Here is a 26322-nt window from a genome sequence, read left to right as displayed (position 1 = left end):
GAGTTCTGCTCTGAGCACGCAGCGGTCTCCGGCCCTCCCCCGAAGGAGCCGGAGACCGCTGTCGTAGGCCGCTCAGGGCGTGTCAGCCGCAGGGCTGCACCGCCCAGATCGGGTCCCACGTCGCCCGCCCGGCCTGGTACGCCGTGGACGTCCAGCGCACACTGCCGTCCCGGTTGAAGAACTTCGCCACCGTGCCCGGCGTCTGGTTGTTGACGAAGTCGCCGTCTCCGGACCAGTTGGTGACGTTCCACTTCTGGCACTTGTAGAAGTTGAAGACCGTGCCCCGGACGTCCACGCACAGATAGCCGTACGAGCAGCCGAGGGCGGCGGCCTTGGCCCGCCCGGCCTGGCTCTTCGGTAGACGGTGACGGTGAGACCGTCGTACGCGACCTGGTTGGCGGAGACCTGACGGCCGCCGGCGTGGCCGGCGAGCACGGCGTCGACGCGCTGCTGGACCGAGTCGGGCCGGACCGCGTCCGGCTGGGCGGAGGCGGCCGTGGCGGCGACCGTCGGGCCGGCGAGCAGGGCGGTCGCCGCGACGAGGAGTGCGGCGGGCTTCTTGAGATGTGCGACGTTCAATGTTCCCCCAGTTGAGCATCAGGTGGTGGTGCGTGGCCGATCCGCTTTCCGCGGAGTGATCACACCGTTCCACCCACACCCGCCACCCGGTACCTCGGAACTCTCAGGGTCACCGCTTCCCCGGTGGGGTGTACTCCTTGAGCCAGTGAGCGACGCGGTCGCCGTAGGCACGGTACTTAGGGGGGACTCCGCCCGCGTCGTTCAACGACTTGTACGCGGTCCGGTACGCGGCGGCGATCAGCACCCGGCGGTCGCCCGGCAGGCCGGGGTCGAGGCGCGGAGCGATCCAGCACAGGTAGCGGCCCATGGCCGGGATGGACTCGGCGGGCGGGAAGGGGGGATCGGGGACCGACTCGCCGGGCGTGCCGTCGGCGTGCATCCACCAGCGCAGGACGCTCGGGGTCCAACGGGCGATGCCGTACTCGTTCTTGGCGGGGTCGGCCAGGTTCGCGTCGAAGTCGCTCTCCACCTTCAGCATGGCGGCGATCAGGGACGGGGTGACGTCCGTCTGCGCGCAGTCGTGCGCCGATCCGACGATCAGCAGACGGTAGGCGGGCGGGACACCCCGGTCGGTACGGAGGTCGGCGGCGCCGTACGACATCGCGGTGACGTTCGCGGTCCTGGGGCTCCCCTGGCCGCCCCGGTGGTCGTCGCCCGCCCAGACGCCGATGCCGTACCCGAGCGCCGTGACGGTGGCGGCCGAGGCGCCGAGGACGAGCGCCGTGCGTCGCCCTCGCCCCCGCCTCCGCCCTCGCCGTGCGAACAGGCGGGGCAGGCGCCCGGATCGGCGGCCCGTTCCGGCCGCCGCGGCCACCCGTCGCAGCAGCGCCTCCCCGCCCACCCGGTCCTGGTGCGTACGGGCCAGACAGTCCCGCACGATCTCCCGCCAGGCCTCGGGCAGCCGGGGCGACAGGCGTAGTTCGTCGGTGCCGCGCGCGTAGGCGACCGCCGCGTCCCGGCGGGCCGACGGGGTGCCGCCGGGCAGCGGGAACGCGTCCGCGAGCACGAGGTGGGCGAGCACGCCGAAGGCCCGGATGTCCGCCGAGGGGCGGATCCGGCGGCCGCGTTCGCCGATCTCGGACCAGAGCAGTTCGGGCGGGGTGTAGTCGGGGGTGGAGAAGGCGGGCGTGTAGGCGTGTGTGCCTTCCAGTTCGGCGGCCATGTCGAAGTCGGCGAGCCGGGCCGAACCGTCCTTCATCAGCAGCACGTTGGCCGGTTTGAGGTCCCCGTGCACCCACCCCGCCCGGTGCAACTGGGCCAGCCCCTCGCAGATCTGTGCGAGCAGCGCCGGACCGGCGCCGGGGCACGGCGCCCGTGACAGCAGCCCGGCCAGGGAGTCTTCCGCCTTCTCCAGTACGAGGACGGTGGCGCCGTCGAGTTCGGGGCGGGCCGGGTCGTCGACCGTCAGGGTCTCGTAGAGCCGGATGAGGCGCGGGGCGGAGCGCACGCGGCTGAGCAGCTCCAGCTCACGTTCGGCCAGTTCGCGCAGATGGGTGAGCCGGCGGGGGGTGCGGGTGCCGGTGGGGAGGAACTTGAGGGCGGCTGTGGTGGGGAGTTCGGCGTCGGGGGTGGCTGCGGTGGGGAGTTCGGTGTCGAGGGCGGTGGCGCTGGGGAGTTCGGCCGGTGAGGGCGTCCGCCGGGCTTCGTAGACGCTTCCGAAGGCGCCTGTCGCGATCGGCTCGCGTACCTCCCAGCCGCCCACCCGGTACCCCTTGGGCACCGGCACGGCGTACGGATCGCTCACCGTGCCGCCCGGGTCGAGGGCGCCGCCAGGACGACCAGATCGTCCTCCCGTACGAGGTCGAAGCGGAGCGCGAGGGAGACCAGGGACTCCTTCTTGCCGTTGAGGCGCGGGCCCGCGTCGGCGGTGTCGGGGGCGGGTTTGAGGCGTAACTTCACGGCCAGGTAGTCGATGTTCCACTGGACGGTCGTACGGCTGACGGCGGGCCAGCCCGGTCGCAGCCGCTCCACGACCTGGTCGACCGTGGGGATCGGGGCGTGCGGCGCGCCGCGCAGCCGGGGCTCGCAGAGGGCGGCCAGGACCGCGAAGTACCGCGGCGCCGTACGCGGTGATCGCGCCGGCGGCTCGGGAGACACCGTCGTGTGCGATCGCGAGGTCGTTGTCCGCCACGGACCGGCCGAAGGTGAGGCGCTCGCCGGGTGCGAGCCGGATCTGAGGGTGGGTCCGGAGGCAATGCCGCTAAGTTAGGTGGCTCGGATGAGTTGCGGTGTGGGTGGTCCGGTGTGTTTGAGGGCTACGTCGGTGGGGCGTTTCACGCGGTAGGAGTTGTGGCGGGCGCGTTTGATGACGCGGGGGTAGGTGCGGTGGCGACGCCGGGGGTTGGGCCGCTCGGTGATCTCGGCGAGGGTGTGGGCGGTTGCCGTGGGCAGGTGTTCAGGGGGGAAAGGCCGCCTGGTCGGTGACCTGGCGGCGGACGACGCGGACGGAGCGGGCGAATGACAGCCGGTCGGGGTCGTGGCCTGCTTCGTCCGCGGCCTGGCACATCAGGTCCCTGACCGCGTAGTGCGCCAGGAGCAGTCCGTAGATCTCCTGCTCGACCATGTCGGGAGACTTGCTGCGCAGGATCTGGCCGCCACCACGCAGATGCGTCTTGATCTCGTCCAGCGCCGACTCGTGCTCCCACCGCTGGGCATACGCGGTGGCCAGCTCGGTGGCGCTGATCCGGGCGGGGTCCAGGACGGTGGTGATCAGGCAGACCAGTTCCCCGTCGGGATTTCGGTCGGGCACGGTGAACTCCACGGCCCGCACCAGCTGCGCCTGTTCCCCGGGCACCTCCTGCCCGGCCCGGGCGGCGGTCAGGAGTGCCTGGCGGCGCGCGGTCTTGACCGACGGGTCGAAGAGCAGGCCCAGGTAGGAGCCGTCGGGCAGGGCACGAACGACGGGCAGACTCACACCGGCGCCGATCCTCCACACCAGGGCAGCGCCGGTGGCGGCGGCGTCGTGCCACAGCTGCCAGCTGTAGAAACCGGCGTCGGCCAGCAGCAGCATGTCCGGCTCCAAAGCGTCCAGCACACCGGCCGCCAGCGTACGCTCCCGGTCCGGCAGCCGCCGATTTCCGCCGCGACCACAGCGTGGGTACCGCACTCGGACAGGGTGACCAGGTGCACCTTGGGAAAGGCCGACGCCTTGGGCCCGGAGTTCATCCGTCCGAACGCGGCCACGTTGGCCTCGGTGTCGGCCGCGTCCAGGCCGGTTCCGTCGATCGACATCAGCCGCAGGCCGGCCAGCCACGCGCCCTTGGTGCCGTGTCCGGCCGCCGGGACCGCCGCGCGTCGGAACAACTCCCGCAGCGGTTCGGCCCCCAGCCGGGCCCTGGCCTGCGCGATCGCCGAAGTGCTGGGCACCTGCCAGTCGTCACTCCACGAGCCCAGATGCCGCAGGGAACCGACCAGTTGGCGCATGACCTCCTCCGACCCGCTCCCGAAGAACAAGCCCTGCGCGATCACGTAACGGATCATCACATGAGCGGGAAGCCGCCGCACCCGCCTCTCCCGCCGACCCGTGACGTCCAGGACCTCCTCCAGCAGATCCCGGGGAAACGTACGGGCGAGCACACCCAACTCGATGTGGTCCGTCAGCCGCCCGCCCGACGGCTCGTCCCCACTGACCTGCCCAACTCGCGCCACGAACCGCACCCTAGCGAGACGGCTGCCCCCCTGCCCCATCGTCAGGCGGACGACACGAGCCGCCTAACTTAGCGGCATTGGGTCCGGAGGCGGTTCCGGAGGCGGTTCCGGGGGTGGGGCGCTGTGTCCTCCGTGGTCGGCGGAGGTACCACGATGATGCTGTACAAGGTGTGTCTCCCCGTGCACGCGCGGCTACGGGATTCAGGGTAGGCAGACGCACCAGGGCCGTGTCCCCCCTTGCGCAGGGTGAGACACGGCCCTGGGAGTGATTGGCGGGAAGTCGCCTTCGCGTCCGGGAAGTCGGCTTCGATGCGGCGGGCCCGGGGCTCAGACCGAGTACTTCGGGCGGTCGAACCAGGCGGCGCCGTCCGCCTTGCCGACGAACACCGCGATGAGGATCGCGAGCACGGTGTGCACCAGGCCGACGACGATGAACGGGTAGATGCCGAGGATCGCCGTGAGGATGCCGAACACCATCGCGGTGACGCGGACGCCGCTGCCGCCACTGGCGCACTTCACGCCGAGCCAGATCGCGAGGACGCCCCAGGCCAGGACCGCGACGGTGACGCCCCACAGGACACCGGCCGAGTAGTCGGCGAGCTGCTGGAACTGGACGTCGTCCTTGAGGTCCGCGTTGTTCTTCGCGGCCGACACGGCCAGCGCGGAGATCGCGATCAGGATGGCGCCGAGCACCTGCAGACCGCCGATGACGAACAGCATCACGCGCGCGGCCTTCACCCCGCCGGGCATCACCATCGGACCGCCGGGGTAGCCGCCGTACGGCTGCTGACCGAGCGGCGGGGCCTGCGGGTAGCCGTAACCGGGCTGCTGCGGGGCGCCCTGGGGGTAGCCGTAGCCGGGCTGGCCCTGGGGCGGGGAGCCGGCCGGCTGGCCCTGCGGGGGGCCGAAGGGATTGTTCGGGTCGCCGAAACTCATGGCGGGGGTTCCTCCGTTGCCTGGTGCGGGGACGACGCGTGGCATGGCGCGGAGGAGAGTTCTGCAGAGCGGTCCGTCCCCCCGGTACTGCCCGTGGTGCTGCGTTGCTTATCGTTCTAATGCTTTCCATATTTGTCTAGCGCCCTTCCGATTGTGTTGTGCATGTGTTGCGCAAGCGCAACATCGCTGATCACAGGCGGAAGCGAGCGGAGGGACAGGGGGCGCACAGCGGAGGGGCGGAGGAGGGGGCGCGGGGTGCGCAAGGGGCGCCCGGATTGGAACCAGGAGCGGGTCATCCGCGAGGATGGGTCCATGACCGCCCAGATTCTCGATGGCAAGGCCACCGCAGCCGCGATCAAGTCCGATCTGACCGTCCGCGTGGCGGCCCTGAAGGAGAAGGGCGTCACGCCCGGCCTGGGGACCGTCCTGGTCGGCGACGACCCCGGCAGCCAGAAGTACGTCGCGGGCAAGCACCGCGACTGCGCCCAGGTCGGCATCGCCTCCATCCAGCGTGAACTGCCCGCGACCGCCACGCAGGAGGAGATCGAGGCGGTGGTGCGCGAACTCAACGAGGACCCCACCTGCACCGGCTACATCGTCCAGCTCCCGCTCCCCAAGGGCATCGACGAGAACCGCATCCTTGAACTGATGGACCCGGACAAGGACGCGGACGGGCTGCACCCGATGAACCTCGGGCGGCTCGTCCTGAACGAGCCGGCCCCGCTGCCCTGCACCCCCAACGGCGTCCTCACCCTCCTGTGCCGCTACGGCGTCGAGATCAAGGGCGCCGAGGTGGTGGTCGTCGGCCGCGGGGTGACCATCGGACGCCCGATGCCGCTGCTGCTGACGCGACGGAGCGAGAACGCGACGGTCACCCAGTGCCACACCGGCACCCGGGATCTGTCCTCGCACCTGAAGCGCGCCGACATCATCGTCGCCGCGGCCGGTTCCGCGCACCTCATCCGTGCCGAGGACGTGAAGCCGGGCGCCGCCGTCCTCGACGTCGGCGTCTCGCGCAGCGCCGAGGGCAAGATCGTCGGAGACGTCCACCCGGACGTCGCCGAGGTCGCCGCGTGGATCTCCCCGAACCCGGGCGGTGTCGGCCCGATGACCCGCGCCCAGCTGCTCGTCAACGTGGTGGAAGCGGCGGAGCGCAGTGTCGGCTGACGGCAGCTCCAAGGGCAGCTCCAAGGGCAGTGGCTCGCGCGGCGCGCGGACCTCCGGTGCCGAGTCGGCCCTGCGGGACGCCGAGGCGGCCGTACGGGACGCCACCGGCGGGCCGGATGCCGACAGGGGGCCCGACACCGTCGGCGAGCCGGACACTGCCAGCGGTGCGCATGGTGCCGACGGCGATGCCGACGGTGCGGACAACGGTGCGAGTGGTGCCGCCGGCAGCGGTGTCAGTGATGTCGGCAGCGGTGCGAGTGGTGCCGGCAGGGGTGCCGGCGATGTCGGTGGCGTGTCTGACGCCGGAACCGCGTCCGATGCCGATGGTGCGGCCGATGCCGACAGCGCGTCCGGTCGCGACAGCGCGTCCGATTCCGACGGTGCGTCCGATTCCGACGGTGCGTCCGATTCCGACGGTGCGTCCGATTCCGACGGTGCGGTCGACGCCGTCAGCGCGCCCGACGCCGAAGGGAGGCCGCGCCGCGTCACGCGCCGCTTCCCGCTGTTCACGAGGGACACCGCGCGGCCCGAGGGCGGCGGCCGGGCGGCGTCCGGAGACGCCCCGGCCCCGGCCCGTCAGTGGCCCATCCTCGCCGTGCTGGCGGCCGTCGGACTCGGCCTGTTGCTGACCGCGCTGGATGTGTTCCGGGTCGGCACGATCCTGATCGGCGCCGCGCTGCTGGCCGGTGCCGTGATGCGCTGGATGCTGCCCGACGTGGGCATGCTGGCGGTGCGTTCCCGCTTCACGGACATGGTCACGTACGGCGTGCTGGGCGTCGCCATCGTGCTGCTCTCGCTGATGGCACAGCCCAACCCGTGGCTGGTGATTCCGTTCCTGGACGACACCCTGCACTTCACGGTCCGCTGAGTTCCGTACATCCCCGGACGAGATGCGGCCCGTCCCCTCCCCCGAGTAAGGACGGGCCGCGGCCGGGCGGTCGGACCGCCCTGTTCAACCCTTCTGCACAGGAACCGGTCCTTCAACAGCTGTCTGTTCGCTGTGGCACGGAAGTGACCATTCCGCCACGGTGTCCGCGCCCTGTGACGGGAACCGCCCGCTGGCGGCCGGTCGTCCCTCGCTGACGGGGAAGGCGGCAGGAGCGCGGTGGAAGGTGGTTGAGTGATGGGTGCCTGGCAGCCGCTGCCGGAGGAGCTTCCGGCGGAGGTACGGCACTTCGTCGAGCAGTTGCGGCTGCTCAAGGACCGCACCGGGCTGAGCCTGGTGGTGCTGGGCACGCGCACCGCGTACAGCAAGTCCTCCTGGCAGCGCTACCGAACACTTGCCCAGTGCTCCACCCTTCAGGGTGGAGGTGTAGGGCATCCTCGCCCTGGCGGCCCGGAGGGCCGCAGAACCATGGCACTATCGCCTTGTCCGACAACGCAGTTGTCGGACCTACCGCCGGACGGGCGGGAAGTCAGGCCTGTGGAGGTCTGGTAAGACCGGTCCTCACGGGCCGGCGCGGACCCGTGAAGCAGGAACCCAAGGTGGTACCGCGAAGCGGTACGGACCGGAATCTCCAGCCTTCGGGCTGGAGAGGACGTCAACTCAACGCGACCCAGCCGCCGCCCCGGCAGGCGGTTCTCGCCCTGTGCCGGGTCGCGGGTCTCGCGGGCGAGGACACCCAACGCTTCGGTGTGCGCTGGGAGCTGGCGGTACGGGCCTGGCCCCGCGAGCCCGCGCCACCCGCACAGGTGCCGACGGGCGGGCCCGCCCGCGCGGGACACGACGGGGGGCATGACCGGGGCGGGTACGAGGAGGACCCCACGCTCCCGTGGTGGGAACTGCTCGGTGAGGAACGCGGCGAGGCGCGCGGGGAGGAACAGGACCCACGGCCCGCCGCCGCCCTCCGTACAGGCCGCCTCCTGCTCTGCGCGGCCCTGCTCGCCGTCGCTCTTCTCCTCGCCGTGGTCGCGGGCGCCCTCATCCTCGGGTGATCTGAACGCTCTTGTGACAGGTGAGGTCGCACCTGTGTTCCCGTTGTGTCGATGTCTTGACAAGTTCAAGGATTTACCCCGATCCATCCCAACGACCCGGTTAACGTGGGCAATCGGGACGGTCCCGGACGTCCCGTGCGGAGGCCGAGGGTCCGATTGGTCGGCGCGACGCCGATGGGACACTGGACCGTAGCCAGAAGGGCGTGCAACGGTGCATGCCCCGGCCCGAAATGCTCCCGTGCGCCCCCACCCCGGGAACTGAGATCCCGACCGGACGCATCCCTGTGGGTAGCCAGAACGGGGACTGACGGGGACTGACGGGGACTGACGGGGACTGACGGGGACTGACGGGGACTCGGCGGAGGGGCGCCAATCGCGGGGAGAACAGTCAGGCATGTACGGGGGGAAAGAAGCAGGGGGGAGCAGTAATGCCTCGTTGGAGGGACTTGCCGGATGAACTCGATCCGCAGGTCAGGGAGTTTGCCAGTCAGCTGCGCCGGCTGGTCGACCGGAGCGGGCTGAGCATCGCCGCGGTGGCCGACCGTACGGGCTACAGCAAGACGTCCTGGGAGCGTTACCTCAACGGCCGGCTCCTCGCGCCCAAGGGCGCGATCGTCGCTCTGGCCGAGGTGACCGGGACCAGTCCCATCCATCTGACGACCATGTGGGAGCTGGCCGAGCGCGCCTGGAGCCGCTCGGAGATGCGCCACGACATGACCATGGAAGCGATCCGGATCTCCCAGGCGCGCGCCGCGCTCGGGGAGTTCGGGGCGCCCCCGGCGAAGGGGGGCAACGGCAAGCAGGCCCGCAAGGGCGGCAGCGCGACCGCGGTCCCCGGGATCACGCCGGGGATCGCCGGACCCGCGGGGGTGTCGCCGACGGTGCCGCCGCAGCCGTCCGCCGCGGAGGTGGAGGACTCGTCGTCGTACGGTTCTTCGTCGTCGTACGGGGGTGGTGCGCGCGGTGGTGCCGGGTACGGCGGTTCCTCGACCGGTGGGTCATCGTCCGGTGGGTCATCGTCCGGCGGTTCTTCGTCCGGCGGTTCTTCGTCCGGCGGTTCCTCGTCGGGTGGGGCGTCGCGTGGGGGCGGCTGGGGGGTTGTCGCCACGCCGTCCGGAGACGCGGGCCAGTACGGTCGCACGTCGACTCCGGCAGGTCCTGTCGGTCCTGTCGGTCCTGTCGGTCCTGGTGGTCCTGGTGGTGTGGCTGGTACGGCTGGTACAGCCGGTCCGTCGGCTCCGGGGGGACCGACCGCGCCCGCCGGTGGTCCTGCGGACGGGGCGGCGCGGCGCAAGCGGCGGCTGACGATGTTCCTCGCGGGGGTCGTGGGCGCACTCGTCGTGATAGCCGCGGCCGTCTTCCTCACCCGGGGCGGTGACGACAAGAAGGACCAGACCGCGCCCAAGACGCCCACGACGTCCGCCGCCGTCAATCCCGACCTGCCGCCCGGAGTGAAGTGCAGCGGCGCCGACTGTACGGGCAAGGACCCGGAGAACATGGGCTGCGGGGGGCAGTTGGCGACCACCGCCACCAGCGTCACGGTCGGCACCACCCTTGTCGAGGTGCGGTACAGCAAGACCTGTGCCGCTGCCTGGGCGCGCATCACGCAGGCCGTGATCGGTGACTCCGTCGTGGTGTCCGCCGGGAGCGCTCCCCAGCAGACCGGCGCCGTGGACACCGACACCGATGCGTACACCCCGATGGTCGCGGTCAAGGACGCCGGCGAGGCGAGGGCGTGCGTCACGCTGAAGTCGGGGCAGAAGGGGTGCACGAAGTGAAGTAGCCGGGGCGGTGGGGGTGTGCCCGCAGTTCTTCGGCTGCGGGTGGGTGGGGGTTGGTCACGCAGTTCCCCGTGCCCCCGAAGCCGGGGCTGCGCCCCGGAATCCCCCGTCCGGCCGTAGTTGCCCGGGTGCGGGCCGGTGGGGGCTGGTCGCGCAGTTCCCCGCGCCCCTAAAAGCCCCGGCTCGCCCGGTGTTTGAAGCCGCGCCCGAGGGCCGTATCCCGCCCACCCCGGTCGGCATGTCCGCCCGTCCGGGGCGGCTGTGGGGTGGGCCACAGGGGGCCCGGCCAACCGGGATACCGGATGCGCGATAGCCTGGCGGCGGATCTCTCTTGACGCCGAGAGATCGATCATCGGTTCCTTTGATCGATCATTGCGGTGACCGCAGGGGACGATCCTGCACCCCGGGGCAGGGACGCCCCACCGCCTGCTGTCATACGGAGAACGCCATGACCCGCACTCCCGTGAACGTCACCGTCACCGGCGCGGCCGGCCAGATCGGTTACGCCCTGCTCTTCCGCATCGCCTCCGGCCAGCTGCTCGGCGCGGACGTGCCGGTCAAGCTGCGCCTCCTGGAGATCACGCCGGCGCTGAAGGCCGCCGAGGGCACCGCCATGGAGCTCGACGACTGCGCCTTCCCCCTGCTGGCGGGGATCGACATCACCGATGACCCCAACGTCGCCTTCGACGGCACGAACGTCGGCCTGCTCGTCGGCGCCCGCCCCCGTACCAAGGGCATGGAGCGCGGCGACCTCCTGGAGGCCAACGGCGGCATCTTCAAGCCGCAGGGCAAGGCCATCAACGACCACGCCGCGGACGACGTCAAGATCCTCGTCGTCGGCAACCCGGCCAACACCAACGCGCTGATCGCGCAGGCCGCCGCCCCGGACGTACCGGCCGAGCGCTTCACCGCGATGACCCGCCTGGACCACAACCGCGCGCTCACCCAGCTCGCGAAGAAGACGGGCTCCACGGTCGCGGACATCAAGCGCCTCACCATCTGGGGCAACCACTCCGCCACGCAGTACCCGGACATCTTCCACGCCACGGTCGCCGGCAAGAACGCCGCCGAGGTCGTGAACGACGAGAAGTGGCTCGCCGAGGACTTCATCCCGACCGTCGCCAAGCGCGGCGCCGCGATCATCGAGGCCCGTGGCGCGTCCTCCGCCGCCTCCGCCGCCAACGCCGCCATCGACCACGTGTACACCTGGGTCAACGGCACCGCCGACGGCGACTGGGCCTCCATGGGTATTCCGTCGGACGGTTCGTACGGTGTTCCGGAGGGGATCATCTCCTCCTTCCCGGTCACCACCAAGGACGGGCAGTACGAGATCGTCCAGGGCCTGGACATCAACGAGTTCTCCCGCGCCCGTATCGACGCCTCGGTCAAGGAGCTCCAGGAGGAGCGCGACGCGGTCCGCGGTCTCGGCCTCATCTGAGTCGCCGTAGCCAAGTCGCTGTAGCCAAGTCGCTGTAACCGAGCCGTCGTACCCCCGCGGCTCCGCCGTCCCGTTCTGTACGCAGGCCCCGTCCGGATTTCCCGGGCGGGGCCTGCGGCGTTCCTGTAAATACCTGCGACAAGGGTGAGGCAAGGCCCCTAAGCTGTGATGCTGGACACAGTGCCGCGTCGGGAGCGCCTACGTGAACGCGTAGGTGAAGCAGGGCAGTTCACGCCTCGGGGGAGCAGCGTTGACGCAGACATTCCACGTACCTCAGCAGCCACAGCCGCCGCATGCCGGTGTGCCGGGCGAGCCCGGTGTGCCGCCGGGCGCCAGCGAGGCGACCCGGCTGCTGTGCGCGGGCACCTACCTGGACGCGGACTTCCGCGACGCGGTGATAGAGGAGCTGTACGTCCACGAGGAGCGCCTCGCCGCGCCCTCGCTCGGCCATGACGCGGCGCGCGTCCTGGCGCACGCCCTGCGCGCACGCCGGCTCGAACTCGGCTGGGCGGCCGGGATCCTGGCGCTGTGGGTGGTGGGTCTCCCGCTCTCCAACTACCTGCTGATCGTCCTGCTGTTCCCGTGTCTGCTGCTGGCCGTCGCCTCCTGGATCCGCGGCACCCGCGAGCACCCTCCGTGGTACCGCCGGTTCCCGGCCTGGTGGCTGCGCTGGTGGGGACGGTTCTTCCTGATCTACACCGCGTTCACGACGGCCCGGGCGGCCTTCGGTTCGGTCGACGAACAGGGGCTCTACGACCTCCTCCGGTTCTTTCTGCCCGACGACCTGGTCGCGGCGCTCTTCGAGAACGGCATCGACATCAAGCCGATCAACGCCTGGGCCGCGCTGATCGTCCTGCTGGTGGTGGCGGTGTGCCTGGGCGTGCAGCGCGGCCAGTTCGCGCGGGCGCTGGCGCACGAGCTGCACCCGACGCGCTTCGGTGACATGGCCGGTGATCCGGCCGAACTCGCGGAGGGGCGGCGTTTCCAGCGACTGCGGCAACGTATCCGCATCGAGCAGCACTCACCCCTGGTGATGTACCACGCGGCGCACCCCTTCTGCGGGGCCGGACGCGCGCACGACACCTGGAGTCTCGCCGTCGAGCTGCGGCCGGACCCGGACCGGCGGGAGCCGCCGCTGCCCGTCAACAACCGGGTGATCCTCGACCGTATCCACGAGCTGCTCGCGCAGTTGCGGCTGCCCTCGCCGCACGCCGGGGGCGCGGTCCGGGACCGCTTGCGCCGCCTGGAGATCGACGAGTGTGTGTTCCTGCCGGTGGCGGGGCTGCCCCGCCGGGACCTCGCGCCGTACCACCAGGACGCGTTCCTCGTGCACCGCGCCGAGTCGGTCGAGGAGGGCGGCGAGACCAGACGGCACTTCCTGCGGGCGCGGGTCGGCGGCTGGGAGGAGGAGGTCGTCACCACCGTCTTCGTCCGGGTGCACACCCAGGGCGGCATGCTGATGCTGGAGATCGCCCCGCATGTCCTGTTCCCGGTGCGCGCCGACTTCGAGAACGCGGACCGGGTCGCCCACCAGTACCGCCACAACAGCCCCCTGGGCAAGGCGGTCTGGGCGCTCGCCCGGGTCCCGCGCTCGGTGCCCGTCGCCGCCACGACCCTGGGCCATGGTGCCGCCGTGACCTGGCGGATCCTCACCGCGGGGTACGGCGCGGCGATGCCCGACGGCCCCGCCCGCGCGGTGCGTGAGCTCGGCTCGGGGGACAGCGCCTCGCTCTTCCAGGACATGGACGTCAACCGCTATCTGAAGTCGATCCAGGACCGGGTCGCGCAGGGCGTGCGCCAGGTGCTCAAGGACGCGGGCTACCGGACCGACGAGTTCGCCCAGAAGATCGTCAACGTGAGCGGCGGCAGCACCCTGATCGAGAACGTGCAGGGGGCGTTCGCCATCGGCGACAACAACGTCGTCAGCAACAGGGCGCCGGACGCCCCCGGGGGGCCCGGCACGTCGAATGCATCCAGTACGGCGGGAGGGCAAGGGAATGGCTGACGAGCAGGCCGCCGGAAGAGGCTCCATCAACATCAGTGGGGTGAGCGGAGCCTTCGCGATCGGCGACGGGAACAACGTCGTCAATCAGCCGGGCGGAGGTGACCGGCAACGCGACCCGGCACAGGAGGAGTTGCTGCGGCTGGTGCGTGAACTCCGTGCCGATCTGGGCCGGGTGGTCGCCAGCAGCCAGACGGCCGGGCTGGACGCCGAACTCGCCGGGGCACAGGCCGAGATCGAGGAGTCGGGCCGGGCCGGACAGGGGCGGCTCGCCCGGATCCGGCAGGCCCTCGCGGACGCCGGCGCGCTGACCGCGCTGCTGGCCTCGGCGGGCGCGGTGGCCGAATCCGTCGCCGTGCTGCTGGGGAGCTGACCGTGGCAGGCAAGAGTGACGGTAAGGGCGAGGTCTTCTGGAACTCCGAGACCCAGAGCTGGGAGACGGGCGCGGCGCCGGGCCGCTACACCCCACCGCCCCCGCCACGCCCGGACTTCGACCCCGCACCGCCGCCCGGCCCCGGCCCCGGCCCCGGTCCCGGCCCCGGTCCCGGCCCCGGCCTGGGTCCCGGCCCCGGCCTGGGTCCCGGTCCCGGCCCGCGTTTCAGCCCGGCCACCAAACGCGTGGTCGCGGTGCTGACCGCCGCCCTGCTCGTCGGCGCGGCGGGCGGATTCGGCGGCTGGTACGTGTGGAGCAGGGACAGCGGCGGCACCCACAAGGACGACGCCCGCACCAAGGTGTCCACCGTCCCCACCACCCCGGACACCTCGCAGTCCACGCCCACACCCACCCCGACCCTGGACACGACCTCCGCCTCCCCCTCGGCCAGTGCCAGTGCCAGTGCCAGTACCAGTGCCGTCCCGGTGGGCTATCAGTCCGTCTCGACCGGGGAGTTCGACATGGTCGTACCGGAGAACTGGGAGCCGGAGACACAGAGCGGCAAGAACGGCGTCACGATCTACTACTACCGGGAATCGGGCGGCGGCCCCCGCTATGTCCAGGTCTTCCGGGTCAGCGAGCCCAACCCCACCCCGCGCGGCACGCTCACGGCGGCCGAGACGGACCTGAAGAAGCAGCTTTCCGGCTACCACCGCAACAGTCTGGAAGCCGTCGCCGACGACCGGGGCGAGGCCGCCGAGCTCGACTACTCCCACCCGAGCCAGAAATGGGGCGTCGAACTGCGCACCCTGGACCGTGTCATCCACGCCGACGACAACGAGTTGTACGCCATCCTCACCGGAGGCCCGTCCGACGCGTGGCCCGAGCAGCAGCGCATCCAGGACGAGGCGGTGAAGTCGTTCTGCCTGGCCGGAAAGTGCTGAACCGGAAGCCGCTGAACCAGAAGCTGCTGAACTGCTCAATCAGAAGCTGCTGAACCGCTGAACCGCACCGGGCTCGCCCGAACCGGCCGCCGCGGCGCGCGTCAGAGCCGCTTCTGGAACCAGTGGGCGGCGTAGACGTTGTCGTCGTACCGCGGGATCTCCGTGTATCCGCACGCCCGGTACATCGCCTGCGCCTCGGTGAGCACCGCGTGCGTGTCGAGTCGTACGACGCCGTACCCGCGCCCGGCGGCCGCCCGCTCCAGCCCGTCGAGGATCCGCCGGGCGAGGCCGAGCCGCCGGGCTTCGGGACGCACCCACACATGCCGGATCTCACCGACGCCCGGCCCCAGCCGCCGCAGCGCCCCGCACCCCACGGGACGCCCTTCCTCGTACGCGACCAGGAAGGCACCCGAGTTCCCCGACACCTCGTCGGGCCGTACGAGGGCGGCGGGGTCGAACCCTTCCGGGAACCGCTCGTCGATGTCCGCGGCGTACGCGGCGAGGCAGCCGCGCGCGTCGGGCGAGGCGCCGTCGACGGACGCGACGGTGATCCCGGCCAGTCGCAGCAGCCGCTCGGTGGCGGCGACCGCGGCGGTGAGTTCACCGCGCTGCCGCTCGTCGAGGCCGCCGAGGAGCCCCTCGGCGAGCGAGTCGGCCCGCCGGTTCTGCTCCGTGACCTCCGCCCGCCCGGCCGGGGTGAGTTCCGCGACGCGCAGCCGGCTGTCCTCGGGCGGCACACTCACCCGCACCAGCCCCTGCGCCTGCAGCGCCCGGACCATGCGGCTCAAGTACCCGGCGTCCAGGCCGAGTCGGCTCCGCAGCTCCCGCAGCGAGGTCCCGTCCCCGATCTCGAACAGCAGCCGTGCCTCGCCGAGGGGCCGGTTCTGCCCGAGGTAGTGGTCGTCGAGCACCCCGATGCGCCGGGTGAAGTACCGGTTGAAGCGCCGCAGCGCCCGTACGTCGTCCGCCGACACCGACTCCGTCATTCTTTGACTTTAGTCAAGCTTTCTGCGGTTCGCTCAGCAGATCCGAGACGTCGACTGTTTCGTGCTTTCCGGTTCCATTTCTGGCGGTTTTTCAGTGACGCCGAGCACTTTTGGTCACTGATTGTGCATGCATCCCGGGTCGAGGGGCAGGGACTACCGGCCCCGGGAGTGACACGCGTGTGCTGTGTCGCGGACGCCTTCCGGTACTTCGCCGATCTCGTCGTGGGGGAGGGCGGCGGCCGGGTCGTCGACGCCGGGTCCGCCGACATCCACAGCGTCGTCGTGCACGAGCCCGTCGGCGTCTGCGCGCTGATCACCCCCTGGAACTACCCCCTCCTGCAGGCCGGCTGGAAGATCGCCCCCGCCCTCGCCGCCGGGAACACCTTCGTGATCAAGCCGAGCGAGATCACCCCGCTGACGACGGTCGCGCTGATACGGCTGCTCGCCGAGGCGGGCCTGTCCGCCGGGGTGGCCAACCTCGTCACCGGCCCCGGGCACACCGTCGGCGCCCGCCTCGCCGAGCACCCCGACGTCGACCTCGTCTCCTTCACCGGCGGCCTGGTCAGCGGTACGAAGGTGGCGCGGGCCGCCGCGGAGAGCGTCAAGAAGGTCGCGCTGGAACTCGGCGGCAAGAACCCCAACGTCGTGTTCGCCGACGCCTGCGCGACCGACGAGGACTTCGACACCGCCGTCGACCAGGCCCTCAACGCCGCCTTCATCCACAGCGGCCAGGTCTGCTCGGCCGGATCCCGGCTCATCGTCGAGGAGACCGTGCGCGAGCGCTTCGTCGCCGAACTCGTCCGCAGGGCCGGACGGATCAGGCTCGGCCGCGGTACCGAGGACGGCGTCGAGTGCGGCCCCCTCGTGCCGGAGGGGCAGCGCGAGAAGACCGAGGCGTACGTCGCCTCCGCGCTCGCCGAGGGCGCGGTGCTGCGCGCGGGCGGCAGGCGTCCCGAGCCGTCCGCCGAACGGCCCGCCACCGGGTACTTCTACGAGCCGACCGTCCTCGACCAGTGCCACCGCGGGATGAGGGTGGTGCGGGAGGAGGTCTTCGGACCTCACCCTGCGCCGCTGGATGGGCCTGCTCGGCAGCGCACTGGACTACGACTACCCGACCACCGTGCAGCCGCGCGGCAACTCGCACATCCGGCACAGCCGCGCCCGCGTCCTCGGCGGCTGTTCGTCCCACAACACGCTGATCGCGTTCAAGCCGCTGCCGTCCGACTGGGACGAGTGGGAGGCGGCGGGCGCCAAGGGCTGGGGCGCGGTGCCGATGGAGGCGTACTTCGCGCGGCTCCTCAACCACATCGTCCCGGTCGACGAGAAGGACCGTAACGCCATCGCCCGCGACTTCGTCGACGCCGCCCGGGGCGCGCTGGGCGTGCCCGCGCGTGGAGGGCTTCAGCAGGAAGCCGTTCACCGAGGGCGCCGGTTTCTTCGACCTCGCGTAACACCCCGAGAACGACAAGCGCTCCAGCGCGTCGGTCGCGTATCTGCACCCGGTGATGGTTGAACGGCCCAACCTGACGCTCCTGCTGGAGACATGGGCGTACCGGCTGGAGCTGGAGGGGGCGCGCGCCGCGGGCGTGCACGTCCGCGCCGAGGACGGCACGGAGACCCTCGTACGGGCCCGGCGCGAGGTCCTGCTGTGCGCGGGCGCGGTCGACTCGCCGCGGCTGCTGCTGCACTCCGGGATCGGACCCGCCCGTGACCTGGAGGAACTCGGCATACCCGTGGCCCACGACCTGCCCGGCGTCGGCGAGAACCTGCTCGACCACCCGGAGTCGGTCATCGTCACCCTCGTCGACGGCATCCGCATTGCCCGCCGGATCGCCCGCACCGAGCCGCTCGCCGGCTGGCTCAAGCGCGAGGTGTGCCCAGGGCCGGAGATCACCGACGACGAGGAGCTCAGCGCGTACGCACGCCAGGTCGCGCACACCGTGTACCACCCGGAGGGCACCTGCCGGATGGGCGGCACGGATGATCAACTGGCCGTGGTCGACCCGGAGTTGAGGGTGCGCGGACTCGACGGTCTGCGAATCGCCGACGCGTCCGTCTTCCCGACTCCTGGGCAGTGGATCCTGCGCAACGGCTCCTACGGCTGCAGGTCCGCTCCCACGGCTGCAGGTCCGCGGCAATGCCTTTCGGCAACACTGGGGAAAATGCTCTCGGCAATCAGGGAGCCGACGGGCCTTTCCACGGATGAACGACGGGCCTTTCCACGGATGAGCCGACGGGCCTTTCCGCGGATGAACGACGGGCCTTTCCATGGATGGACGACAGGCCTTTCCACGGATAGAGTCGCCTCATGAGCAAGAGTGACTCCATTTCCCGTGTGGCCCTGAAGAAGATTACCCCGGAGGTGTCCGGTGCGATGGGCGCCCTGCACGGTGCCGGCGTTTCCGCGGCCCAGGACGCCAAGGTCGAACCGGAACTGCTGGAACTGATCAGGATTCGCGCCTCGCAGATCAACGGCTGCGCGTTCTGCCTCGACATGCACACCAAGGACGCCCGCGCCGCGGACGAGACCGAGCAGCGGATCTACGCGCTGAACGCCTGGCGGGAGACCCCCTTCTTCACCGAACGGGAGCGTGCCGCGCTGGCGTTGACCGAGGCCGTGACGCTGGTGCACGACGGTCACGTGCCGGACGCGGTCTACGCCGAAGCCGCGGAGGTCTTCGACGAGGCCCAGATCGCGGCGCTGATCTGGGCGGCCACGGTCATCAACGCGTACAACCGGATCGCGATCGCGACACGAATGGTGCCGGGCGGTTATCAGCCCGCCCAGAAGAAAAGCTGAATACTGAATACTGAATTCGGATACGAGAAAGAGCGCCGGGTCGATTTCCATGCGGCCCGGCGCTTTGTTTTCGGCTTTTCCGTCCCTGGGAATTCAGTCGGTCGGTAGCGGCTCCCTCACGCTCTCCAGCCATTTCCGCCATTCCGGGGCACGCGCCGCCGGCGCCGGCGCCATCGGCCGTCCCGTCCAGTCCGTCACCGGCCGGATCCCGTGCAGCGCGTTGACCAGCCACACCTCCCGGCCGTCCAGCTCGGCCACGGTCCGCTCGCGGTGGGCGATACGGATCCCGGACCGCCGGGCCCGTTCCTGGATGAGGGCGACGGTCACCCCGGCGAGGACCGGCAGCTGCGGCGAGGGCAGGCACAGGGTGTCGTCCTCCCACCACAGCACGCTGGCGGTGGCCGCCTCCAGCACCACGCCGGAGGGCGCGATCAGCACCGCCTCCTCCGCGCCCTCCCCGGCCGCCCGCCGCCGGACCCGGGCCAGGGTGTCCAGGTCGGGTCCCTTGCGGCGGGGAACGGTCCGTGGATCGGGCTGCCCCGCCGCCCAGACCCGTACACCGGTGCCGAGCGGCGGCGCATGGCGCAGCAGCAGCCGCAACTCCATGGAGCCGGAGGCGAGTTCGACCCGGGGGAACCACTCTCCGGTGCGCGGCAGCGCGGCGGTCATGTCCTGCCAGAACTCGACGAGTCGGGCGAGCGGCGGCCCGCCGCAGTCGCCGCAGGCCTGCAGGAAACGTTCCCGGTGCCGGTCGAAGCCGCGCATCCGGCCCTCCCGCAGCAGCCAGGAGTCCGCGACGAGCAGCCGTCCGCCCGTCGCCGCGCCGGTCGCCGGACCGGTCGCCGGAGTCAGACCACGGCCGGGCGCCCATCCCAACAGGCCCTTGGCGATCGCTGATTGTGTCACCGCATTCCCCTCTCAGTACTTACGGCCGGCGACGACGGGCGAACCGTGCCGGGGGCCGTAGGGAGCGTGCTCCAGCCAGGATCCGCACCACGGCAGCACGGGCGCGAGCGCCGCCGCCGCCCGCTGCTTGACCCGGACGATCCGGCGCCGCGGCCGCAGGTGGTCCAGTGCCGTACCGGCGGCCTCGCTGTTGAACAGGGCCGCCGCGCGCCGGACCTCGGCGAACTCGGCGACCGCCGCCGCCGTTCCGTCGGCGATCGCCGCCGCGATCGCCGCCGCGGCCGCCGCCGCGTCCGCGATCCCGCTGTTCATGCCGCGCGCGCCGAAGGGCGGAAAGAGATGGGCCGCCTCGCCGACGAGCAGCACCCGCCGGTGCGGGTCGGCGAACGAGGCCGCGACCTTGCGCAGGAAGCGGTAGGTCGACACCCACAGGATCCGCTCGGCGTACCCCTCGCCCACCACCGCGGGCAGCCATTCCCGTACGGCCTCCTCGCTCCCGTACGCCTCCTGCGCGTCGTCGTCCCGGCACTGCAGGTCGACCTGGAAGCCCCCGGTGAACGGCACCCGCATCACGCTGCGGCCGCCGACCCCCGGATGTTCGTAGTGGAAGACCCGCTCCAACGGCAGCTCGGCGCCGGGGATGTCGGCGACGTCCACGACGACGTGGAAGCCGTCCGCGCGGGTGCCCTCCATCGGGATGCCCAGCTCGCCCCGGACCGCAGAGCGGGCGCCGTCGGCGGCGACGGCGTGGGCGCCGGTCCAGACCCGTCCGTCCTCGGCGGTGAGCGTGACCTCCGCGGGCCCGGAACGCACCCCCGTCACCCGCACGTCCCAGACGAACTCCACCCCGGCGGCCTCGCAGGCGGTGCGCAGAAAGCGCTCGGTGTCCACCTGGCGCAGGCTGGTGAAGGGCGGGATGCCGGCCGGGGCGCCGGACGGGGACGGGGTCGGCGGCGGGAAGGTGCGGGAGTACACCTCGCGGCCCCGGTACAGGGTCCGTCTGGTGTGCCAGGTGCTTCCGTACGCCGTGATCTCGGCGGCCAGTCCCGGGCGCATCCGGTCGAGCAGGCGGAGGGTCTCGCGGTGTACGAACAGGGCGCGGCTGCCGGGGCGTTCACGGTCCTCGGGGTCCGCCTCCAGCAGTACGACCGGCAGGCCGTGCGCCCGCAGTCCGAGCGCCGCCGACAGACCCACGGGCCCGGCGCCCACCACGAGGACCGGACGTGTGTCCACCGGACTCATGTGCGTGCGCCCGCGGCCAGCATGCGGGTGATCTCCACCCGCTTCACCTTCCAGGTCGCGGTCATCGGCAGCTCCTCGAACCGCCACTGCCGGGGCTCCGCCATCGGGGGCAGATCGGCCGTGGCCTTCTGCCAGCGCGCCGGGTCCAGCGGCTGTTCGCCCCGCACGCACACCACCGGTACCGGCTCGCGGTCCGTGCCGGGCACGATGACGACCTCGCGCAGCTCCTCCAGCCGGTCCATCAGCGTGTCCTCGACCTCCAGGTTGCTGTGCACCGAGTCGATCTGGTCGATCTCGCGGTCGATCAGATACAGCGCGCCCAGCCGGCTCTGGTAGCCCATGTCGCCCATCTGCCACCAGTCGCCGCCGTCGAGCTGGCGCAGATACTGCTCCCGGGCGCCGAGGTAGGTGAGGATCCGCCCCCGGGTGCGGGCCTCGATCCGGCCGGGTGTGCCGGGCCTGGCCCGCCCGCCGGTGGCGTCCGTGACCCGGACCCGGGTGAAGCCGGGGATCCCGATCCCGACCCGGCGGCCGTCCGCGCGGGCGGCGCTGCGCCGGGTGAACCACTGGAACGCGACCGGACCCGTCTCGCTCTGCCCGTACAGCTGGATCAGCCAGGGCGTACGGCGCTTCGAGGCGTCCAGCAGCCGCCGTACGGTGCGCGGGTGGATCGCGTCGAACGTGGAGCCGTACGAGCGGACCCGGGAGAGCGGCGCTCCGGGCGCGTCGGCCAGCTCCTCCCACAGTACGAAGGTGTTGGGGTGGGTCTCGACGATGCCGGGGCGGTGCCGGGTCAGCAGCGGTCCCACCGTGGCCGGGTCCGGATCGGTGATCAGCACGAGCGGGCTGCCGAAGTGCAGCAGGACGCCGAGCAGGTGGTAGAAGCGCGAGTGCACGAACGACATGTGCAGCGCGGCGGTCTCACCGCGGGTGGGCCAGCCCATCGCCTTCTGCGGGACGAGCCGGTTCCACATGGTGTTCGCGCAGTGCACGGCGAGTTTGGGGAGGCCGGTGGTGCCCGAGCTGTGGGTGATCAGGGCGGCCTCGCGCGGGTGCAGCCGGACGGGAGAGGGCGTCGGGGATCCGGCGTACTTCTCCAGGGGTTCGGCGCCGGGCGCGTCGTCCACGGAGAGCGTCCGTCGTACGAGCGTGGAGAGGTCGACGTCCTTGAGCGGGCCGTCCAGTTTGGCTCTGTCGGTGACCAGCCAGGGCTTGTGGAGCCGTTCGAGGAGCTGGCCGACCACGGGCCCGGCGAGCGCGGGGGAGAGCAGGACGGGAACGGCGCCGATACGGGAGACGGCGCAGGTCAGCAGGACGATGTCGACGTTGTCCGTCTTGTGGACGACCACCTCCTCCGAGGGCCGGACCCCGGCCTCCCACAGCCGCCCGGAGAGTTCCTCCACCACCTCGGCCAGTACGGGATAGCTGAGGTCGGTGCCGAGGCCCGGGTTCACGTCCAGCGGCCGGTCCAGGGTGACGAAGACGGCCCCGTGGCGGTCCGCCGCGTGCCGGAACATCGGGCCCAGGTAGAAACCGCGGTCGGCGAGCAGGGGCTGCTGCTGTCGCATGTGCCCGTTCCCTTCAGTCCTGTGGTCTGTGCTGTCCTGTGGTCTGTGGTCTGTGGCTGTGGCTGTGGCTGTGTTCTGTGTGGCTGTGGTCTGTGGTCGTGGTGCGGCGGTGGTCACCAGGCGCCCTGGCGGACGAGGTGGCGGCGGAGCTTTCCGGTCGCGGTGCGGGGCAGCGACGGGACGAAACTGATGGCTCTGGGGACCTTGAACGCGGCGAGGTGCTCGCGCGCCAGGCCCACCAGGACGGCCTCCAGACCGGACGGACCGGACAGCCCGGAGAGACCGGGCGGTAAGGGCGCGACGGGGACGACGAAGGCCCGCAGCCGGCTGAAGCCGCGCCAGTCGGTCATGGCCGCGACCGCGACCTCCTTCACCGCCGGGTGGGCCCGCAGTACGGCCTCCACCTCCAGCGGGGAGACGGTGATCCCGCCGACCATCTCCAGGTCGTCGGTGCGGCCCAGGTGCCGGTAGCTGCCGTCCTCCTCGCGGCGCGCCCGGTCGTGGGTGGCCAGCCAGCCGCCGACCAGGGTGCGTTCCGTCTCCTCGGGCCGGTTCAGATAGCCGGGCGTCAACGTCGGCCCGCGCACCCAGAGTTCGCCCTCCGCGCCGTCCGCCACCGGCAGTCCGGCACGGTCGCGGAGTTCCACCTCGAAGCCGGGGACCGGACGGCCGACCGTGCCCGGGTGATTGTGTTCGAAGCTGTTGGCGCAGAAGGCGTGACCGGCCTCGGTGGAGCCGATCTGGTCCAGGACCGGCGCGCCGAGCAGGTCGGTGATCTGCTTGCCGAGTTCCTCGGGCAGGCCCTCCCCGGCCGACACGGCGCCCCGTACGGAGGCGAAACAGGCCGCGTGGCCGCTGCCCCGGTCGGCGACGAGGGCGGCGAACGCGGAGGGCACGGAGTAGAGCAGGGTCACCCGGTGCCGGGCGACGAGTTCGTCCACGGCGGCCGGGTTCGGACGCCGGTCCACCAGGACGGCGGACGAGCCGGAGAAGAGCGGGAAGACCAACGCGTTGCCGAAGCCGTACGCGAAGTACAGCTTCGACACCGACAGGGTCACGTCGTCCGGGGTGATCCGCAGCAGCCGCCGGCCGATGAGGTCGTGGTAGAGCCGCGGGTCGCCGTGGCAGTGCACGACACCCTTGGGGCGGCCCGTGGTGCCGGAGGTGTACTGGACGTAGAGCGGGGTGTGCGCGTCGACCGGGTGCGCGGCGGCCGGCTCCGTGTCGTGGGTGAGCGCCATCAGCTGGTCGGCGCCGAGGCGCACGCGGTCGGTGAAACGGTCCTCCAGGCCCGGTCCGGTCACGCAGAGCACGGCCAGGGTGTCCTCGGCCATGAACGTGTGGTCGGCCGGGGGCAGTTCGGGATTGACCAGTACCGCGACGGCGCCCAGCCGGGCGGTGGCGAGGAAGGCGGCCACCCAGGCGATGCCGTCCGGCAGCGCGAGCAGCACCCGGTCGCCGGGACCGACGCCGTGCCCGGCGAGCACACCGGCCGCGCGGGCCGCGAGATCGTGCACCTCGTCGTGCGTCCAGGCCCGGTGGCCCTGGTGGAAGGCGATCCGGTCACCCCAGCCGCGTCGCTCGACGAGGGCGGCGAGATGGGTGGCGAGGTTGCCGGGAGCGTCCGCGTCGGCCGGCGCCGGCGCCGGCGCCGACGCCGGCGCCGGCGCCGGAAGCACGGTGGCCTGAGGGGCGGTGACTTGAGGGGCGGTGACTTGAGGGTCGGTGGCCTGAGGGTCGGCCTGAGCGTCGGTGGCCCGGGGATCGGTCGCGGACCGCGGACGGGGGTCGGTCGTGGAGGGCGGGGGCGGGGGCGTCATCGGGCGGGCTCCTCGGCAACGGCCGGCACGGTGATGTGTTCGTGACGGGTCCGTACGGTGGCGCGCTCGCCAGGGGTCCGCACGGCGGCGTGTTCCCGATGGGCCCGCATCTGCGCCGCCGTCTTCAGCAGCATCTCGTCGTACTCCGCGGCCGGATCGGAGTCGAGGACGATCGCGCCGCCCGCGCCCAGCTGCATCAGCCCGTCCGCGAGCACGGCGGTACGGATGACGATGCTGAGGTCCGCGCCCCCGCTGCACCCCAGGTAGCCGAGGGCCCCGGAGTACACCCCGCGTGCCTCCGTCTCCAGCGAGTCGATGATCTCCATGGTGCGGAGCTTGGGCGCGCCGGTCATCGAGCCGCCCGGGAAGCAGGCACGGACGCAGTCCACCGCCTCCGTGTCCTCGCGCAGCCGGCCCTCCACGGTGGAGACGAGCTGGTGCACGGTGGCGTACGACTCGGTGGCCATGAGCTGCGAGACGCGTACCGTGCCGGTCCGGCAGACCCGGCCCAGGTCGTTGCGGAGCAGATCGACGATCATCAGGTTCTCGGCGCGCGTCTTGGCGTCCGCGGCCAGCGCGTCCCTGAGGCGCGCGTCCTGCTCGGGGGTCTCGCCGCGCGGCGCGGTGCCCTTGATGGGCCTGGCCTCGGCGACGCCGTCCCGGGTGATCCGCAGGAAACGCTCCGGGGAGGCGCCCGCCACGTCGAGGTCGCCGAACTTCAGGAAGGCCGCGTACGGCGCCGGATTGACCCGGCGCAGCACCCGGTAGAAGTCGTACGCGTCGGGCGGGGCGGGCAGCCGCGCGGCGTTGGTCAGACAGATCTCGTAGCTGGTGCCCGCCCGCAGTTCCCGCCCGCAGGCCTCGATGTCCGCGAGATAGGTCGCCCGGTCGCGGACGAGCCACGGCTCGGCGGCGCCGAGGTCCGGTTCGGCGGGCAGCGGCACGTGCGACTTCTGCGTGGAGACGAAGGTGAGCTGCGCGACCGCGCCCTCCAGCCAGTCGACGGCCTCCCGCGCGGCCGCCGGGGTGTCCTCGGCCAGACAGACGGCGTAGGTGAAGCCCTCCTGGTGGTCGATCGCGATCAGCCGGTCGGCGAACAGCCAGCAGGCGTCGGGGGTTTCGGCCCGGTGGCGGTTGGGGGAGCCGCAGTCGGCCTTCAGCTCGTAGCCGAAGTAGCCGACGTATCCGCCGGTGAAGTCGAAGGGCAGCCCGGTGGCGTCCACGCGCCGGTTCGCCAACTGCCGCTTGAGGTAGTCGAAGACGCTCGCCCGGACCTTGCGCGGCGGCCGCCCGGCCCGCTCGATCTCACAGCGGCCGCTCGTGACGTCGTACCGTACGAACTCGGCGAGCGGACCGGAGCCGTCACCGAAGAACGAGAACCGGGACATCCCCACCTCGACCCGCGAGCTGTCCAGCCAGAACGCCCGCGGGGAGGCGGCGTACATCCGCGTGAAGGCGGACTCCGCGTCGACCGCGGTGGCGATACGGCGGGTGTGCAGCCGGTAGCCGGGGCGGACGCCCCGCGCGGGGCGGGGGAGGGCGGCGGCCGGGGCGGGGATCGCGGCCGCGGCCGGGGTGACCGCGGTGTTCTTCGTACGCGGCTTGTGGGCCCGTTCCGCGGTGAGGTTCCGGAAGTTCACGAGCATCCGGTAGCCGTACTCGGTGAGCACGGACTCCGGGTGGAACTGCACTCCCCACAGCGGTCGGGTGCGATGCCGCAGCCCCATCAGCACGCCGTCCTCGGCCCAGGCGGTGGCCTCCAGGGTCTCGGGCAGCGGCTCGCGCACGGACAGCGAGTGGTAGCGGACCGCGGTGAACTGCTGCGGCAGCCCCTGGAACAGGTCCCGCTCGTTGTGCCGGATCGTCGACAGATGCCCGTGCCGGGGCTCCGGGGCGGGCAGCACCTGGCCGCGCTCGCCGAGCGCGATGCCCTGGTGGCCGAGGCAGACGCCGAGCACCGGGATCGTGGACTCGGCGAGCACTCTGGCGCTGATCCCGAAGTCACGGGACGCACCCGGATGCCCCGGTCCCGGCGACACCACGACATTGTCGAATTCCGCAAGATCCGGAATTCTGTCGGCGGGGGCGTCGTTCAGCGTCACCACCGGCTCCTCGCCGTTGACCTCGGCGATCAGCTGGAACAGGTTGTACGTGTACGAGTCGTAATTGTCGATGAGCAGGGTCTTCACCCGCCCAC

18 protein-coding genes and 5 pseudogenes are annotated in these 26322 nt (G+C 71.7%); 12 read left to right on the top strand and 11 right to left on the bottom strand.

Features of this window, described 5'->3' with window-relative positions:
- Positions 1 to 82: 82 nt before the first annotated feature.
- From RV986_RS20695 to RV986_RS20675, 5 genes and pseudogenes are all read right to left on the bottom strand, one after another.
- Positions 83 to 295, bottom strand: a complete 213-nt coding sequence (locus RV986_RS20695) for a hypothetical protein (RefSeq protein ID WP_475918841.1) — start codon at positions 293 to 295, stop codon at positions 83 to 85.
- Positions 296 to 688: 393 nt separating this feature from the next.
- On the bottom strand, positions 689 to 2323 hold the full coding sequence (locus RV986_RS20690) for a protein kinase domain-containing protein (RefSeq protein ID WP_475918840.1): 1635 nt from the start codon (positions 2321 to 2323) through the stop codon (positions 689 to 691).
- Positions 2320 to 2752 (bottom strand): annotated as a pseudogene (locus RV986_RS20685) (hypothetical protein). Before RV986_RS20685 ends, RV986_RS20690 begins: the two are co-directional and overlap by 4 nt.
- A 222-nt stretch (positions 2753 to 2974) precedes the next feature.
- A pseudogene (locus RV986_RS20680) lies at positions 2975 to 4227 on the bottom strand (IS4 family transposase).
- A 327-nt stretch (positions 4228 to 4554) separates the two neighbouring features.
- Positions 4555 to 5163, bottom strand: coding sequence for a hypothetical protein (locus tag RV986_RS20675; RefSeq protein WP_475918839.1), 609 nt, complete (start codon positions 5161 to 5163; stop codon positions 4555 to 4557).
- Positions 5164 to 5475: 312 nt separating this feature from the next.
- Between RV986_RS20675 and RV986_RS20670 the strand changes: the two genes are divergently transcribed.
- The 9 genes and pseudogenes from RV986_RS20670 (at position 5476) to RV986_RS20630 (ending at position 14803) form a co-directional block, all read left to right on the top strand.
- Positions 5476 to 6330, top strand: coding sequence for a bifunctional methylenetetrahydrofolate dehydrogenase/methenyltetrahydrofolate cyclohydrolase (locus RV986_RS20670; protein WP_475918838.1), 855 nt, complete (start codon positions 5476 to 5478; stop codon positions 6328 to 6330).
- 292 nt (positions 6331 to 6622) lie between these two features.
- The gene (locus RV986_RS20665; RefSeq protein ID WP_475924357.1) at positions 6623 to 7198 is read left to right on the top strand and encodes a DUF3017 domain-containing protein; all 576 of its coding nucleotides are present in this window, start codon (positions 6623 to 6625) and stop codon (positions 7196 to 7198) included.
- Between the two features lie 255 nt (positions 7199 to 7453).
- A pseudogene (locus RV986_RS20660) lies at positions 7454 to 7618 on the top strand (helix-turn-helix domain-containing protein); the annotation flags it as partial.
- A gap of 197 nt (positions 7619 to 7815) precedes the next feature.
- The gene (locus tag RV986_RS20655; protein ID WP_475918837.1) at positions 7816 to 8265 is read left to right on the top strand and encodes a helix-turn-helix domain-containing protein; all 450 of its coding nucleotides are present in this window, start codon (positions 7816 to 7818) and stop codon (positions 8263 to 8265) included.
- Positions 8266 to 8693: 428 nt separating this feature from the next.
- Positions 8694 to 10043: an XRE family transcriptional regulator gene (locus RV986_RS20650; RefSeq protein WP_475918836.1), complete on the top strand. Its 1350-nt coding sequence runs from the start codon at positions 8694 to 8696 to the stop codon at positions 10041 to 10043.
- A gap of 451 nt (positions 10044 to 10494) precedes the next feature.
- Positions 10495 to 11484, top strand: coding sequence for a malate dehydrogenase (locus RV986_RS20645; protein ID WP_475918835.1), 990 nt, complete (start codon positions 10495 to 10497; stop codon positions 11482 to 11484).
- A 250-nt stretch (positions 11485 to 11734) separates the two neighbouring features.
- Positions 11735 to 13489 (top strand): hypothetical protein, encoded by a 1755-nt coding sequence (locus RV986_RS20640; RefSeq protein WP_475918834.1) that lies wholly within the window; start codon positions 11735 to 11737, stop codon positions 13487 to 13489.
- Positions 13482 to 13859 carry a hypothetical protein gene (locus tag RV986_RS20635; RefSeq protein WP_475918833.1) on the top strand — a complete coding sequence of 126 codons (378 nt, stop codon included), beginning with the start codon at positions 13482 to 13484 and terminating at the stop codon, positions 13857 to 13859. Before RV986_RS20640 ends, RV986_RS20635 begins: the two co-directional genes overlap by 8 nt.
- Before the next feature lie 2 nt (positions 13860 to 13861).
- Positions 13862 to 14803, top strand: coding sequence for a hypothetical protein (locus RV986_RS20630; RefSeq protein WP_475918832.1), 942 nt, complete (start codon positions 13862 to 13864; stop codon positions 14801 to 14803).
- Between the two features lie 101 nt (positions 14804 to 14904).
- Here the strand turns inward: RV986_RS20630 and RV986_RS20625 are convergent, their stop codons facing one another.
- The gene (locus tag RV986_RS20625) at positions 14905 to 15789 is read right to left on the bottom strand and encodes a bifunctional helix-turn-helix transcriptional regulator/GNAT family N-acetyltransferase (RefSeq protein ID WP_475918831.1); all 885 of its coding nucleotides are present in this window, start codon (positions 15787 to 15789) and stop codon (positions 14905 to 14907) included.
- 180 nt (positions 15790 to 15969) lie between these two features.
- Here RV986_RS20625 and RV986_RS20620 point away from each other — a divergent pair.
- From RV986_RS20620 to RV986_RS20610, 3 genes and pseudogenes are all read left to right on the top strand, one after another.
- Positions 15970 to 16848, top strand: a pseudogene (locus RV986_RS20620) (aldehyde dehydrogenase family protein); the annotation flags it as partial.
- Positions 16835 to 17855, top strand: a pseudogene (locus RV986_RS20615) (GMC family oxidoreductase); the annotation flags it as partial. The pseudogenes RV986_RS20620 and RV986_RS20615, both read left to right, overlap by 14 nt.
- A gap of 242 nt (positions 17856 to 18097) precedes the next feature.
- On the top strand, positions 18098 to 18589 hold the full coding sequence (locus tag RV986_RS20610) for a carboxymuconolactone decarboxylase family protein (RefSeq protein WP_475918830.1): 492 nt from the start codon (positions 18098 to 18100) through the stop codon (positions 18587 to 18589).
- A gap of 93 nt (positions 18590 to 18682) precedes the next feature.
- Here the strand turns inward: RV986_RS20610 and RV986_RS20605 are convergent, their stop codons facing one another.
- The 5 genes from RV986_RS20605 to pabB form a co-directional block, all read right to left on the bottom strand.
- Positions 18683 to 19495, bottom strand: coding sequence for an aminotransferase class IV (locus tag RV986_RS20605; protein ID WP_475918829.1), 813 nt, complete (start codon positions 19493 to 19495; stop codon positions 18683 to 18685).
- A gap of 12 nt (positions 19496 to 19507) precedes the next feature.
- Positions 19508 to 20737: an FAD-dependent monooxygenase gene (locus RV986_RS20600; RefSeq protein ID WP_475918828.1), complete on the bottom strand. Its 1230-nt coding sequence runs from the start codon at positions 20735 to 20737 to the stop codon at positions 19508 to 19510.
- Positions 20734 to 22305: a class I adenylate-forming enzyme family protein gene (locus tag RV986_RS20595; RefSeq protein WP_475918827.1), complete on the bottom strand. Its 1572-nt coding sequence runs from the start codon at positions 22303 to 22305 to the stop codon at positions 20734 to 20736. Before RV986_RS20595 ends, RV986_RS20600 begins: the two co-directional genes overlap by 4 nt.
- A gap of 113 nt (positions 22306 to 22418) precedes the next feature.
- Positions 22419 to 24125, bottom strand: coding sequence for an AMP-binding protein (locus RV986_RS20590; RefSeq protein ID WP_475918826.1), 1707 nt, complete (start codon positions 24123 to 24125; stop codon positions 22419 to 22421).
- The gene (gene pabB / locus RV986_RS20585) at positions 24122 to 26314 is read right to left on the bottom strand and encodes an aminodeoxychorismate synthase component I (RefSeq protein WP_475918825.1); all 2193 of its coding nucleotides are present in this window, start codon (positions 26312 to 26314) and stop codon (positions 24122 to 24124) included. Before pabB ends, RV986_RS20590 begins: the two co-directional genes overlap by 4 nt.
- Positions 26315 to 26322: the final 8 nt, after the last annotated feature.

It is taken from the genome of Streptomyces sp. RLA012 (assembly GCF_056270325.1).
Note: the sequence above shows the minus strand (reverse complement) of the source record. Positions and strands in the feature narration are given on the sequence as shown.